Here is a 14,725-nt window from a genome sequence, read left to right as displayed (position 1 = left end):
GAGGCCGGCCTTTTTTTCGCAGTTTCATAAAGGTTATTCTTAATTACCCTTTGATAAAGCGAAAAGCGCTCGCTCCGGCAGCCATGCATGGATTGCATATGTGCACTGCAATAATGTAACTGGAAGATTGCCCTGGGATTAGCTATTTATTGTCCATGGATGTTGCGACGCAGCATCTCCCCTATACCAGCCCTCCCTGCTGGTATTGATTACATGTATTCCTCCCAATCGCATGTAATCTGTGTTGCCGCAAGGCAATGCCTCCCTGTTAGACTAGCCGGCCTCTTAATTGAGGCCGGTCTTTTTTTGGGAGATCGCCCTCGACCTCATGACGAAAAGACATGGCAGCCATGTCTTTTTGACGGTACAAAAAAAACGCCGCTGCCCAATATCTACTATGGATGATCTATTGAGCATCATCTCATGACCGGAACCTTCCGGTCGGGACAAGCGGCACCCTCCCTATCCTGCTTGTCCCATGCATCTTCTGAGATGCACCTCCCTGTCAGACTGGCCGGCCACTCACGTGGTCGGCTTTTTTTTTGGGTTAGTCGTGGTGGTCGCTAATGTCGCCATCCTTGAATAGATAGTCCCGCAGTTCCTTATCCAGCTTCGGATCGCGGCGGCGCACCCATTCGAGCACCATAGCCGCATGCTCCTTCTCTTCATCGCGATTATGTTCAAGAATTTTCTTGAGTTCCGGATCCTTGCACGCGTCTACCCGCTGATTGTACCAGTCAACGGCTTCAAGCTCCTCCATCAGCGAGACGATCGCCCGGTGCATGTCGCGGGTCTCATCGGAAAGCTCTTCGATCGGTTCGTGATATCCTTCGCTGGCCATGCCCCCTCCTCCTTTATGTTGCTATCATTCGCTCAAGAATACCGCCGCGCAGGGCGGAGCGGCAACCGAAAATCCGCGGCGGCAAGGCGGAGATTATCGCGGGAGATGCGCTGCTCCGTCACGTAAAGAGCTTCTCGCCCGGCATATCCTGATACAGATCGGCAACGAACTCGCCATAGCCGTTATAAATCTGCGTCGGGATCCGCTCCCCGCTGCCGACGTCGCGCTCGGTCGCCTGCGACCAGCGCGGATGCGGGACCTCGGGATTGACGTTGGCCCAGAAGCCATACTCGGATGCGGCCAGCGCTTCCCAGAAGGTGACCGGCCGCTTGTCGGTAAAGGTGAAACGGACCAGTGACTTGGCGGATTTAAACCCGTATTTCCAGGGCGTCACCAGTCGCAGCGGCGCGCCATTTTGTTTCGGCATCGGCCTGCCGTAAAGGCCCGTCGCGAGAAAGGCGAGGTCATTGGTCGCCTCAGCGATTGTCAGCCCTTCCGTATAGGGCCAGGGGTACCAGAACTGCTTCTGACCGGGCGCGACCGCTTTATCCTCGAATGTCTGCATGACAACATATTGCGCCGAGGAGAGCGGGGCCGCGAGCTTCACGAGCTCTTTCATCGGGAAACCCGTCCAGGGGATAACCATCGACCACGCCTCGACACAGCGGAGGCGATAAAGTCGTTCTTCCAGCGGCACTCGGGCCAGCAGCTCCTCGATATCAAACTCGAGCGGCTTTTCGACCATGCCGTCGATGGTGACGCGCCAGGGGCTGGTTTTCAGCTTCTGCGCCGCCTTGTGGATTTCCTTATGCGATCCGAATTCGTAGAAATTGTTATATGTCGTTACCAGACGCTCATCGGTAAGAGGCCGTGTCACCTGATAGCGATCATTGCGCGCGGCCGGATAGAGGGCATCTCCCGGCGCGGCGTCCTCGGCAGATAACCGGCGCGGCAGGCCCAGCAGGGATGTCGAACCAATGAGTCCGGCCCCCGCCATCGCCTTCAAAATGCGGCGGCGCTCATGATAGACATTTTCCGACGTTGCGCTGGCTTCGGGAAGTTCCCAGCCTTTGGGCCGCTTGATCAGCATCGGCATATCCTTTCCGCAAGACTTCACGGCGGAAATGTTCTGCCTCTCATCGGCCAATCACAAGTCAACAGTCTGTGAGCCGCCGCCCCCCCGCATCAGTTCCTCGCCTGCTGCAGAACCTTGTCGGCGCCCTGTCCCGTCAGTTCCTGCAAATGATCGAACTCCCCGCGATAGGTGCCGAGCCCGAGGGTCGCCGAGCGGAGATCGATGATCAGGTCATGGATTTCCGATTCCGGGATCATCGCCGAGAGAACGTCCCATCCGTCCCATCCGGCCCGGGCGTCGAAACCGAGAATTTGTCCGCGCCGTCCGCTCACGATGCTGTTGACCCGCGAAGTGTGTTCCGACGGCATCGAAATCTCGATCTTGTAGATCGGCTCAAGCAGGACGGGATCACATTTCGGCATGCCTTCGCTCATGGCAAGGCGGGCGGCGGAGCGGAAGGAGTTTTCGGAACTGTCGACAGAATGGAACTGGCCATCGACAAGCGTGACGGCGACATCGACAACCGGAAAGCCAAGCGGCCCTTCGGCGAGATATTCGCGAACGCCATGCTCGACGGCGGGAATATACTGGCGCGGCACGGCGCCGCCGACGATCCGCTCCTCGAAATTGAAGCCCGAGCCACGCGGCAGCGGCCGGATTTCGATATGGACATCGCCGAACTGCCCATGCCCGCCGCTTTGTTTCTTGTAGCGGGCGTGCTGCGTCGCCATCTTTCGGATGGCCTCTTTGTAGGCAATTTTCGGGCGCCGGGCTTTGACATTGAGGCCATATTTGTTACGCATCCGGTCGATGGCAATGTTGAGGTGAATTTCGCCCTGTCCCCACAGCAGCAGTTCCTGCGTCTCCTGGCGATGCTCGACCTTGAGTGAGTTGTCCTCCTCCTGCACCTTCGCAAGGGTGAGCGAGAGTTTGACCTCGTCCTCCCGCTTTTCCGGCGCCAGTGCAAAGCTGAAGACGGGCGTCAGGATCGCCGTCTCGGGAAGCCGTTCCGTGCCATCGGTCCGGAGGATATCGCCTGTCATGGCCTGATCAAGCCGCCCGAAGGCCACAATCTCACCGGCAACTGCCTTGTCGCATTTTTCAGCTTTCGCTCCCTGCAGGCGGAAAATACCACCAATGCGGCCGGCCGCGAAGCTGTCGCCATCCGCGACCGGTCCCGCCCAGATCCGGGCGAGTGACAGCTTTCCGCCTTGCGCGGACATGTAGGTTTTCAGAACCTGCACAACGGGTTTGCCGGTGCTGTCAATGCCAACGCGCGCCGCGGCAACGGATGCGGCCGGAACTTCATGGCGGAGCGCTTTCAGCAGCCTGCGCACGCCACTGTCATTTTCCGCCGATCCGAGAAACACCGGCGTCACCAGCCCCTCGCGCAGATCATGCTGCAGCAGCGCGTAAATCTCTTCCCGCTCGGGCTTGATGTCTTCGAGCAGCTCTTCCATCAGGTGATCATCAAAATCGGCGAGCTTTTCCAGCATGGCGAAGCGGGAAGTGCCCTCCTCCTCCGCCATTTCCGGCGGCAGGTCGATGATGCGCGAGGCTTCGCCCTCCTTGTAGACATAGGCCCGCTCGGAGGCGAGATCGACATAGCCGCTGATGATGCCATCCTTGAAGATCGGCACCTGCCGCAGCACCAGCGCGCGCTCCGTCACGGCCTGCAGGGAATTGAAGAGCGTATGAACGGAGCCCCGCGCCTTGTCCATTTTGTTGACGAAAATAAAGGTCGGAATTTTTTTCTCTTCCAGACTTTTGAGAAGCGGCGTCAGGGTCACCGCCCGCGCTTCGTCCGGATCACAAACGATGACGGCGGCATCGACGCCGCGAAGAACATTTTCCGTCTCCTGAAAGAGTTCGATAAAGCCGGGGCAGTCGAGAATATAAAAGTCGTCGCCGAGATAATTGACATGCGCGGCATTCACCTCGACACTCATCTGGCGCTCGCGCGCTTCGCGCGCGCTGTCGCCAACGGACGTTCCCGCCGTAACGCTGCCCTTGCGATCCGTTTCGCCGCAAATATGAAGGATTGACTCAAGAAGTGTCGTTTTGCCACTCGAATAGGGGCCTACCAGCGCAATGCTGCGAGGCCCCTCCGGTTTGTCTTTGACCATGACGCGCCTCCTTTAGTTAGGTTTTTCTAATGTTCCACGTCCTTTCAGGCAGGCGCAAGGAAAATCTGTTTTCAGTCGGGGAAGCGCGGGGAAAACCCCGTTGCAAGCAGGTGTATCGCCTGCCCGCTGCCGGGAACAAAAAAAGCGGCCGAATCATCGGCCGCTTTTTCAAGATCAGACGAGCGCCTTAGCGAAGGCTGGCGCAGAAGCGCTGAATGCGCTCACATGCCTCGGTCAGCTCCTCCGTCGAGGTCGCGTAGGAAATCCGGAAATGCGGCGACAGGCCGAATGCCTCGCCGTGAACGACCGCAACGCCTTCATTTTCAAGCAGCGCCGAGACGAAATCGAGATCATTCGCAATCAGCTTGCCTTCGGGCGTCTTTTTGCCGATGCAGCCTTCGCAGGACGGGTAAACATAGAACGCCCCTTCCGGCAGCGGGCACTCGAGCCCGGCGGCCTGGTTGAGCATGCTGACGACGAGGTTGCGCCGCTCTTCGAAAACCTTGGCGCGCTCGGCGATAAAGTCCTGCGGCCCGTTCAACGCCTCGACCGCCGCATACTGGCTTATCGAGGAGGGGTTCGACGTGCTCTGCGACTGGATCGTCGCCATCGCCTTGATCAGCGGCACCGGGCCGGCGCCATAGCCGATCCGCCAGCCGGTCATGGCGTAGGATTTGGAGACACCGTTCATGGTCAGCGTCCGGTCATAAAGCGACGGCTCAACCTCGGCCGGGGTGACGAATTTGAAATCGTCAAAAACCAGATGTTCATACATGTCGTCGGTCATGATCCAGACATGCGGATGCCGCACCAGCACATCGGTGAGGGCCTTGAGCTCCTCGCGGTTATAGCCTGCGCCGGACGGGTTGGACGGCGAGTTGAAAATCAGCCATTTGGTTTTCGGCGTGATCGCAGCCTCTAGATCCTCGGGCCGCATCTTGAACTTGCTTTCCTTGGTCGTCGGCACGGCGACGGGCGTACCGCCGCCCAGCAGCACCATGTCCGGATAGGATACCCAGTAGGGCGCGGGGATAATCACCTCGTCGCCCGGGTTGAGCGTCGCCATCAGCGCGTTGTAAATGATCTGCTTGCCGCCTGTCCCGACGGTCACCTGGTTCGGTTCGTAATCGAGATTATTGTCGCGCTTGAACTTTGCGCAGATCGCCTTTTTAAGCTCGAGAATCCCGTCAACGGCGGTGTATTTCGTCTTGCCTTCGCGAATGGCGCGGATGGCGGCTTCCTTGATATTATCGGGGGTATCGAAATCAGGCTCGCCTGCTCCCAGACCGATAACATCGCGTCCGGCCGCTTTCAGCTCAGCCGCTTTGGCCGTTACGGCAATCGTCGCAGATGGCTTGATACGTCCCAGACTATCCGAAATAATAGACATGACTTTGATTCTCTCTCGGTTAAAAAATCTTCTCCGGGCGGAGCCCCGGAAATAACAGGTCTATAGCGCTAATTAGGGCGTGAGACCACCGGTTTTTGACGCTCTTTCGCAACAGGACCGATATTGCCGTGACATCCGCACCTGCGGCGCAAAAGGCAGGCGGCGTGGCGGATCAGGCCTGCTTTTCCTTATCCTGCAGGGGGTCGCTCCGTGAGCGCCCGATAACGGCCCGAACTCTCGGACGCTTCCATCATGATCCAGTCGCGAAAGGCTTTTATACGCGGTCTTTCGGCCGTCGTTTCCGGGCATACGAGATAATAGGACTGATCTGCCTGGATCGGCCGGACATCGAACGGCTGCACCAGTCGTCCGGCGAGCAGGTCATCGGCCGCGAGCGTGCTCCGCCCAAGCGCAACGCCCTGCCCTTCGATCGCGGCGGTGAGGAGCATGGAGCTGTCGTTAAAGCTCGGCCCCTTCTTCGGGTCCACGTCCGTCACGCCGGCCAGCGTCAGCCAGGTCTGCCAGTCGATGCGCATATCGTCATGCAGCAGCGTGTGGTATTTGAGGTCCGCGGGCACGCGGAGCGGATACCGGCCGGTTAGCAAAGCGGGGCTGCAGACGGGAAACATCACCTCCTCCGTCAGCAGCTTTTCGACCCGCAGGCCCGGATAATTCCCGTGGCCGTAGCGGATCACCACATCAACATCGTCCCGATTGAAGTCCGCCAGCTTTTCAGAGGCGGAAAGACGGACATCGATATCGGGATGGGCTTCGCGAAACCGGCTGAGGCGGGGCAGCAGCCAGCGCGCCGCAAAAGACGGGAGCGTATCGACATGCAGCGTCCCGGCGGTGTCATGGCGCATCAGGTTTTCCGTCGCCGCGCCGATCGTTTCAAGACCTTTTCGCACCCCAAGCAGGTAGCTCTGCCCGGCGGCGGTGAGAATCACGGCACGGTTCAACCGCCGGAACAGCGGCACGCCGAGCCAATCCTCCAGCGCCTTGACCTGATGACTTACCGCCGCCGGCGTAACGAACAGTTCCTCCGCCGCTTTGGAGAAGCTTAAATGGCGCGCCGCAGCCTCGAAACTGCGAATGGCGTTGAGCGGTGGCAGACGCATCGGCGGCTCCCGTTTCAGATTAGATTTTCTAATTCATACTATTAGAATTAGTCGTTTGTAATCAAGCCATGAAATGACAAATATGGGACATCGAAACTGCGGCGGGCATAAGATCCGCTCGACCAATCCGAGGATAGTAGGATGTCTGCAAGAACCTTTACAAACGGCCAGAATATGCCGATCCGGCCGACCATCGCCCCGCTCGGCAGCAACAGCATCGCAACGGTGATTTTGCGTCAGCTTGTCGCGTGGCAGGATCGCGCCTTCATGCGCAGCCACCTTGCGGAATTGGATGAATATTACTTAACTGACAGCGGACTGTCCCCGGCCGATGTCAGGGATGAAACCCGCAAGGCATTCTGGCAGGCCTGACGCCAATCTTTGACCCGGAGCTCCGACGCGCCCTCCCTGTCCGCGCTGCTCCGGGTCTTCTTTTCGCCCCGCTTCTCCTTCTGTCCGGTTGGAAAAACGCCTGGCATATTCCATATAGAGATAGAAATCCCACCATGGACGCTCTATAACCAGACCATGCACAGCGAGAACAAACACGAAACATCCGGTCTTGAAGAAGCCCCGGCGATCTTTATCCCGCATCGGCCCGTCCGCCCGGAAAAATCGGAAGGCGGCATTCCGTTCGAGGTTGTCTCCGAGTATGAGCCGGCGGGCGACCAGCCGGAAGCGATCGCCGAACTTGTCGACGGGCTCAGACAGCGCGAGCGCGACCAGGTGCTGCTCGGCGTCACCGGGTCGGGAAAGACCTTCACCATGGCCAAGGTGATCGAGAAGATGCAGCGCCCGACGCTCATTCTCGCCCATAACAAGACCCTTGCCGCCCAGCTCTATGGGGAGATGAAAGCCTTCTTCCCCAATAACGCGGTGGAATATTTCGTCTCCTACTATGACTACTACCAGCCCGAAGCCTATGTCGCGCGTACCGATACCTATATCGAAAAGGACGCGTCGATAAACGAGCAGATCGACCGCCTTCGCCATAGCGCGACGCGGGCCCTGCTCGAGCGCGACGACGTGATCATCGTCGCCTCCGTCTCCTGCATCTACGGTATCGGCTCGGTCGAGACCTATAGTGAAATGACCATGGATCTGAAGGTCGGGGAAAGCTACGACCGCCAGCATCTGTTACGCCAGCTTGTCGAAATCCAGTATCGACGCAATGACGCGAGCTTCACCCGCGGCACCTTCCGGGTCCGCGGCGATACCATCGAGATTTTCCCCGCCCATCTGGAGGACCGCGCCTGGCGATTTTCGCTGTTCGGCGATGAGCTTGAGACAATCACCGAGTTCGACCCGCTGACCGGGCAAAAAACCGGCAGCCTGCGGGAAGTCCGCGTTTATGCAAACAGCCATTATGTGACGCCGAAGCCGACCTTGCGACAGGCGCAGGAGCTGATCAAACAGGAACTGCGGGCGCGCCTTGCCGAGCTGACGGCGCAGAACAAACTTCTGGAGGCGCAGCGGCTGGAGCAGCGCACCACCTTCGATCTGGAAATGATGGAAGCGACAGGCTCCTGCGCCGGAATTGAGAACTACTCCCGCTATCTGTCGGGGCGCGGACCCGGCGAGCCGCCGCCGACGCTGTTCGAATATCTGCCCGATAACGCGATCCTGATGGTCGATGAAAGCCATGTCACCGTCAGCCAGATTGGCGCCATGTACCGCGGCGACTTCCGGCGCAAATCAACGCTCGCCGAATATGGCTTTCGCCTTCCCTCCTGCATGGATAACCGCCCGCTCAAATTTGAGGAGTGGGACGCCATGCGGCCGCAGACGATCTTTGTCTCCGCAACGCCCGGGCCGTGGGAACTCGAGCGGACCGGCGGCGCGTTTGTCGAGCAGGTGATCCGACCGACGGGCCTCACCGATCCCGAATGCATCATCCGCCCCGTCTCGCAGCAGGTGGATGACCTGATGCGCGAGTGCAAGCTTTGCGCGGCGAAGGGGGAGCGTGTACTGGTCACCACCCTCACCAAGAAAATGGCCGAGGATCTGACCGAATATTTTCACGAGAACGGCATCAAGGTCCGCTACCTGCACTCCGATATCGACACGCTGGAGCGGATCGAGATTATCCGTGATCTGCGCCTTGGCACCTTTGACGTACTTGTCGGGATCAACCTGCTGCGCGAGGGGCTGGATATTCCCGAATGCGCGCTCGTCGCCATTCTCGATGCGGACAAGGAAGGGTTTCTGCGCTCCTCCACCTCGCTGATTCAGACCATTGGCCGCGCGGCACGACATGTTGACGGACGTGTCATTCTCTACGCGGACAAGATCACCAACAGCATGCAGTTCGCGCTCGATGAGACGAAACGGCGAAAAGACAAGCAGGAAGCCTATAATGCCGCAAACGGCATCACGCCCATGTCGGTGCGTCGAAACATCGGCGACATCATGGAAAGCGTCTATGAGCAGGATCATTACAATGTCGGGCTCGGCCTGGAAGACGCCAGCCACATGATCGGCCATAACCTCGCCGCACATATCGAGGATCTGGAGAAGAAAATGCGCCGCGCGGCCGAAGATCTTGAATTCGAGGAAGCGGCGCGCCTGCGCGATGAAATCAAGAAGCTGCAGGATCGGGAACTCGGTATCGGTGGCCCCAACAGCGGCCGGCCGCAAGGGCGCTCCCGCAAAGGCCGGGCGGGGATGGGCAATATTCTTGGCGGGCGCGGACGCTGAGGCCCGCGCGCGGCTCAGTTCTCCGTAGCCGTAAAGCCGAAGCGGCGGATGATGTCCCTTCCCTCATCAGAGCGGATAAATTCATAGAAAAGCTTGGCGGAATGGGTGTCGCCATCCCGTATCATCGCCATCGCATAGACGATCGGCGGATGCGTCTCGGCCGGGAACGCCTTCACAAGCTTGACGTTTTTGACAAGCCGGTAGTCCGTCTCGTAGATGATGGCAAAGGGCACTTCCCCCCGCTCGATCAATGCCGTTACAGCGCGGACATTGGCAAGCCGCACGGTCTGCTTTTCAAGGCGCTGCCACAGACCGAGATTCTCGAGCGCCGCCTTGCTGTAGCTGCCGACCGGGACGTGCGCCGGATCCCCAATGGCAAGCCGCTCCTGCCCCAGCACGTCCGGAAGCGTTGCGAGATCGAAATCTTCGGCAACCTCGACATCGTCCCGCGCAACCAGAACGAGGCTGTTCGAGGCGATGGTAACCACGCTGCCGGGGATCAGGCGCTTCGCATCATCGAGATAGTCCATCCATCGCGTATCCGCCGAAATGAAGAGATTGGCGGGCGCGCCTTCATTGATCTGGCGGGCGAGAACGCCGCTTCCTGCGAACGATGCAATGACCGGGAAGCCCGTTTTCTTCTCAAACGCTTTTCCGAGAGCGGCGACGCTCTCGCCAAGGCTGGCAGCAGCGAAAGTGACCACCTCCTCCGCACTCGCCCGCGCCGGCATGGAAAGGAGCAGCGCCGCCACCGCGGCAAGGACGGCTTTGTAAAAGCCTCTCAACCTGGACTGGTCGATTTTCATAAGTGTCCATCCAATGCAATTCGTGAAAACGGGCTGGTTGTGCTAGTTTATTGACAAATGCTCCCCCCGGCAACAGGCAAGCCTTTTATGTCCCTACTATCAAATATCTTTTTCTCTCTCTCGCTGGTCATTTCCGCATTGGCGTGGCCCGCCGTAGGGCTCGCGAAACCCCTTGCGCCCGCGACCTGCGCCGAGCGCCCCTATGATGAAGGCCGCCTCTTTAAAGTCTCGCGGGAGGGTGTCGCCCCGAGTTATATTTTTGGCACGATGCATTCCAACGATGCCCGCATCCTGCATCTTCCGGGGCCCGTTATGCAGGCCTTTCTCGGGGCCGGCACCGCCATTTTCGAAACATCGCTCACCGAGGCAGAGACCGACCGCTCCCGCGCGCAAGTGCTGCTCGGCCCGGGCGAAAGTCTGAAAGCGCGCATCGGCGAGGAGCGTTTCGCGAAGCTTCTTTTCATTGCCGCGAAACATGGCATCGATGCCGCGTCGCTTGACCGCCTGAAGATATGGGCCGCCGCCGCCATCATTAGCCAGCCGCCTGCCGACACTCGGCCCGGCCGGAGTCTCACCCTGCTCGACAAGGAGCTCGAAAAATCGGCGCGGCTTTCGGGGAAGCGCGTTCTGGGGCTGGAGACGAATGAAGAGCAGTTTGCCGTCTTCGATGCGATGCCCGTGCCGGTTCAGATCGAATATCTCGATCAAGCGCTGAACGAATTTCCCCGCCTCGACGAGGAGATTGAGACCCTGACCAGCTATTATCTCTCAGGCAACACCGGCTGGATCATCTGCGATCTCGAGCAGACCTTAGAGGGGGCCAGCCCCGAGCTCGGCCGGATAATGACCGATGAGCTGATAGTCATGCGCAATCACCGGATGGTCGAGCGGATGCTCTTTGAACTTGAAAACGGCAACGCCTTTGTTGGAATTGGCGCGTTGCATCTGCCGGGAACGGAAGGCGTCCTGTTCCTGCTGGAGAGACACGGATATTCGATCGAGCGGCGGTACTGACCCGCCTTTCCGCTGGGACGGCCGCGCGCACAAGCGGTCTATGTCGTTACATCCTTTTGTGGTATGTCCGGGCCCATCGCGACATAATGCGAAAATGAAACAACCAAGGTGGCGTCATCCATGTCCAGAAATGCGCTGATCACCGGTGCCGGACGGCGTATCGGCCGGGCCATCGCCCGGACCCTGTCGGAAGAAGGCTGGGGGGTCGTGCTCCATTATCGCCACTCGGCCGAGGAAGTGCGCGCGCTTGCCGATGAGATTACCGCATCGGGCGGGCGCGCCGCGCTCGTTGAGGCCGACCTCGCGAAGACGGAGGATGTCCGCGATATCCTCCGCCAGGCGGGCGATGCCCTCGGACCGCTCCACTGCCTCGTCAACAATGCATCGCTTTTCGAAAACGACACGATCCGGAGCGTTTCGCCGGAAAGCTTCCATAGCCATATCAATACGAACCTCCTCGCGCCGCTCCTGCTGACGCAGGATTTCGCAAGGCAGTTGCCGGACGGGGAACAGGGGAATGTGATCAATATCGCCGATCAGCGGGTGTTCAATCTGCGGCCCGATTTCCTCTCTTATACACTCAGCAAGACCGGGCTATGGACCCTGACGCAAACGACGGCGATGGCGCTCGCGCCGCGGATCCGCGTCAATGCCATCGGCCCCGGCCCGACACTCGCCAATATTCACCAGAGCGCCGCCGACTTTCACGCCGAGCAGCAATCGGTGCCGCTCGGCTACGGCCCGACGCCAGAGGAAATTGCGCTCGCCGTCCAGTTCATTCTTAAAGCGAAATCCATGACCGGAGAATTTATTGCTCTTGACGGAGGCCAACATCTGCCTACATCCGGTCACATGAAAGGGGAAAGTCCCGATGAATAAACCCACCCCGATGGACACGCTCTACCCCCTCGGGCGGATGCTCAACCCGGGCAAGACCCACAAGGTCTTTATCCGCGACCTTGTCGTCGAGATGCTGATCGGCGTCTATACGCATGAACGGACGACACCGCAGCCGGTCCGTTTCAACATCGACATGACGGTCAGCGACGCCGCAGGGCCCGTCGGCGACAACTACCGAAATGTCGTCTGTTACGAGACGATTACGAATCAGGTGATTCGGATGGCGACCGACAAACATGTCAATCTTGTCGAGACACTCGCCGAGAATACTGCGGCGATCTGTCTTGCCAATGATCGGGTCAGCATGGTGACCGTGAAGATCGAGAAGCTGAGCGCGATCAAGAACACCTCGAGCGTCGGGGTCGAAATTACCCGCGTCAAAGGATGAGCGACGCTTCCGCGGCGGAAAATGGTAAAATTTTCAGAAATCTCGGGGATAGTTGTGCACATTGACCGAAGTTCCGGCACAAATGGCGATTAACTCCCGATAAAATCTTGAAATACCCGCGACGGTCGGCTTGACTTTTAAATAACCAATAAATTTCAATCAGTTAACTACGTGCCTAAAAATTAGGCAACTTCGTAAAAAGCTTGGTTTATGTGGCATTGCGAGGACATCTCGACAGCTTACTCACAAAGTTTTCCACAGGTTACGTGGATAGTGTCAAAAAACCGTAATATCGCCGCAGCGCAGTATTTTTTTCGGACTTCGAATGTATGTTGCAGATAAGGGGCTTAGGCTATTTTACTAAGGGTGTGTTTAACTATATTCATAGAGAGGAAGCCCGGCCCCAAGGCCCGCTGAAGACGATACGCGATGGATCAAACAGCCGAATCGACCGATAAAAGCATTTCGCCCTTCCGGCGCGGCGCGGAAGTGATCGAGCGGTTTCTGAAAACCCTGCCGGGCACACCAGGCGTCTACCGGATGATCGACGATGCCGGGCAGGTGCTTTATGTCGGCAAAGCCAAGAACCTGAAGAAGCGCGTTGCCGCCTATGTCAAGACTACCGGGCAATCGACGCGCATCATGCGGATGGTATCGCTGACCCGGTCGATGGAGTTTGTTTCCACCCATACCGAGGTGGAAGCGCTGCTGCTTGAAGCCAACCTGATCAAGAATTTGAAACCGCGCTACAACATCATCCTGCGCGATGACAAATCCTTTCCCTACATCCTGATCACCGGTGATCACGACTGGCCGCAGATCACCAAGCATCGCGGCGCCCGCAGCCGCAAGGGGGAATATTACGGCCCGTTTGCCTCCGCCGGCGCGGTAAATGAGACGCTGGCGACCTTTCAGCGGCTGTTCCCGCTCCGCTCCTGTTCGGATTCGGAATTTCAGAACCGCACGCGGCCCTGCCTGCAATATCAGATCAAGCGCTGCTCCGCGCCCTGCGTCGGGCTGATCAGCCGAGAGGATTATCTCGATGTCGTCGATGAGGCGCGCGGCTTCCTGTCGGGCAAGAGCTTCGAGTTGCAGGAAAAGCTCGCCAGAAAGATGCAGGCCGCGTCCGATGCGCTCGATTTCGAACAGGCCGCCATCTATCGCGACCGGCTGAAGGCCATGGCGCATATCCAGTCCCGCCAGACGATCAATCTTCCGACCAATGACGAGGTTGATGTCATTGCGGCCTATCAGGAAGGCGGCCAGACATGCGTTCAGGTCTTTTTCCTCCGCTCCGGCCAGAATTTCGGGAACCGCGCGCATTATCCGACCCACACCAAAGACGACAGCCCCGCCGATGTTCTCGCCGCCTTTATCGGGCAGTTCTATGACGGGCGCGTCGCGCCACGCGGTATCTGGACCAGCCATGAACTTGAAGATGCCGACCTGATTGGCGAAGCGCTTTCGGTTACGGCGGAGCGGACGGTCCGTATCGAGACGCCGAAACGCGGGGCAAAAAGGGAGATGGTCGAGCATGCGCTGATGAATGCGAAAGGCGCGCTGCTCCGGCGCATGGCGGAGAACGCCAGCCAGCGCCGGCATCTTGAAGGGGTGGCCGAGGCCTTCGGTCTTGCCGAGCCGCCGGAGCGCATCGAGGTTTATGACAACAGCCATATCTCCGGCACCCATTCCGTCGGCGCGATGGTGGTCGCCGGGCCGGAGGGCTTCGAGAAGAAGGCCTATCGCAAGTTCAATATCAAGAACACCGCGCTCAGCCCTGGCGATGACTACGGCATGATGCGCGAAGTGCTGACGCGCCGCTTCACGCGGCTGCAGAAGGAGGATCCGGACCGCGTCGGACCCGGTGCATCCGGCTCACGCGAGCAATGGCCGGATCTCGTCCTGATCGATGGCGGTCAGGGCCAGCTCAGCGTTGCCTGCGAGGTTTTCGACGAACTCGGCATCACCGACGTGACGCTCGTCGCCATCGCCAAGGGGCCGGACCGAAACGCGGGACGCGAGCGGTTTTTCATGCCGGGACGCGCGTCTTTCTCGCTCCCTGAAAAGGATCCGACGCTCTACTTCCTGCAGCGGCTCCGCGATGAGGTGCATCACTATGCGATCACCAGTCACCGCGCCAGGCGGTCACGCGCAATCGGCCGTTCGCCGCTCGACGAAATTCCGGGGATCGGCGCCAAACGCAAGAAGGCGCTGCTCAATCGCTTCGGCTCGGCGAAGGGGGTTGAACAGGCAGCGCTCAGCGATCTGCAATCCGTCGAAGGCATCTCCCGCGCGACGGCGGAAGTGATATATAATTTTTTTCATGATGAAAGCTGACTTATGACCTTTTATTAACCCGATCCCCTGCCT

12 protein-coding genes are annotated in these 14,725 nt (G+C 58.9%); 6 read left to right on the top strand and 6 right to left on the bottom strand.

Features of this window, described 5'->3' with window-relative positions:
* Positions 1-547: 547 nt before the first annotated feature.
* The 5 genes from V7Z56_RS00715 to V7Z56_RS00695 form a co-directional block, all read right to left on the bottom strand.
* On the bottom strand, positions 548-841 hold the full coding sequence (locus V7Z56_RS00715; RefSeq protein ID WP_334127418.1) for a ferritin-like domain-containing protein: 294 nt from the start codon (positions 839-841) through the stop codon (positions 548-550).
* A 118-nt stretch (positions 842-959) separates the two neighbouring features.
* The gene (gene msrP, locus V7Z56_RS00710) at positions 960-1,931 is read right to left on the bottom strand and encodes a protein-methionine-sulfoxide reductase catalytic subunit MsrP (protein WP_334127417.1); all 972 of its coding nucleotides are present in this window, start codon (positions 1,929-1,931) and stop codon (positions 960-962) included.
* Positions 1,932-2,026: 95 nt separating this feature from the next.
* Entirely contained in the window at positions 2,027-4,042 is a 2,016-nt protein-coding gene (locus tag V7Z56_RS00705) for an elongation factor G (protein WP_334127416.1), read from the bottom strand.
* A gap of 187 nt (positions 4,043-4,229) precedes the next feature.
* The gene (locus V7Z56_RS00700) at positions 4,230-5,432 is read right to left on the bottom strand and encodes a pyridoxal phosphate-dependent aminotransferase (RefSeq protein ID WP_334127415.1); all 1,203 of its coding nucleotides are present in this window, start codon (positions 5,430-5,432) and stop codon (positions 4,230-4,232) included.
* 188 nt (positions 5,433-5,620) lie between these two features.
* Positions 5,621-6,550, bottom strand: a complete 930-nt coding sequence (locus tag V7Z56_RS00695) for a transcriptional regulator GcvA (RefSeq protein ID WP_334127414.1) — start codon at positions 6,548-6,550, stop codon at positions 5,621-5,623.
* 141 nt (positions 6,551-6,691) lie between these two features.
* Here V7Z56_RS00695 and V7Z56_RS00690 point away from each other — a divergent pair, with 141 nt between their 5' ends.
* Both V7Z56_RS00690 and uvrB read left to right on the top strand, forming a co-directional pair.
* The gene (locus V7Z56_RS00690) at positions 6,692-6,922 is read left to right on the top strand and encodes a DUF1127 domain-containing protein (protein WP_334127413.1); all 231 of its coding nucleotides are present in this window, start codon (positions 6,692-6,694) and stop codon (positions 6,920-6,922) included.
* Positions 6,923-7,078: 156 nt separating this feature from the next.
* Positions 7,079-9,247, top strand: coding sequence for an excinuclease ABC subunit UvrB (gene uvrB, locus V7Z56_RS00685; RefSeq protein WP_334127412.1), 2,169 nt, complete (start codon positions 7,079-7,081; stop codon positions 9,245-9,247).
* Positions 9,248-9,261: 14 nt separating this feature from the next.
* Here uvrB and modA read toward each other — a convergent pair whose 3' ends face one another.
* Positions 9,262-10,053 carry a molybdate ABC transporter substrate-binding protein gene (gene modA, locus V7Z56_RS00680; RefSeq protein WP_334127411.1) on the bottom strand — a complete coding sequence of 264 codons (792 nt, stop codon included), beginning with the start codon at positions 10,051-10,053 and terminating at the stop codon, positions 9,262-9,264.
* A gap of 87 nt (positions 10,054-10,140) precedes the next feature.
* Between modA and V7Z56_RS00675 the strand changes: the two genes are divergently transcribed.
* The 4 genes from V7Z56_RS00675 (at position 10,141) to uvrC (ending at position 14,692) form a co-directional block, all read left to right on the top strand.
* Positions 10,141-11,067: a TraB/GumN family protein gene (locus tag V7Z56_RS00675; protein ID WP_334127410.1), complete on the top strand. Its 927-nt coding sequence runs from the start codon at positions 10,141-10,143 to the stop codon at positions 11,065-11,067.
* 108 nt (positions 11,068-11,175) lie between these two features.
* Positions 11,176-11,946: an SDR family oxidoreductase gene (locus tag V7Z56_RS00670; RefSeq protein ID WP_334127409.1), complete on the top strand. Its 771-nt coding sequence runs from the start codon at positions 11,176-11,178 to the stop codon at positions 11,944-11,946.
* Positions 11,939-12,355, top strand: a complete 417-nt coding sequence (locus V7Z56_RS00665) for a dihydroneopterin aldolase (RefSeq protein WP_334127408.1) — start codon at positions 11,939-11,941, stop codon at positions 12,353-12,355. Before V7Z56_RS00670 ends, V7Z56_RS00665 begins: the two co-directional genes overlap by 8 nt.
* A gap of 429 nt (positions 12,356-12,784) precedes the next feature.
* The gene (gene uvrC, locus V7Z56_RS00660) at positions 12,785-14,692 is read left to right on the top strand and encodes an excinuclease ABC subunit UvrC (protein WP_334127407.1); all 1,908 of its coding nucleotides are present in this window, start codon (positions 12,785-12,787) and stop codon (positions 14,690-14,692) included.
* Positions 14,693-14,725 lie beyond the last annotated feature (33 nt).

Source organism: Sneathiella sp. (genome assembly GCF_036844445.1).
GTDB lineage: Bacteria > Pseudomonadota > Alphaproteobacteria > Sneathiellales > Sneathiellaceae > Sneathiella.
Note: the sequence above shows the minus strand (reverse complement) of the source record. Positions and strands in the feature narration are given on the sequence as shown.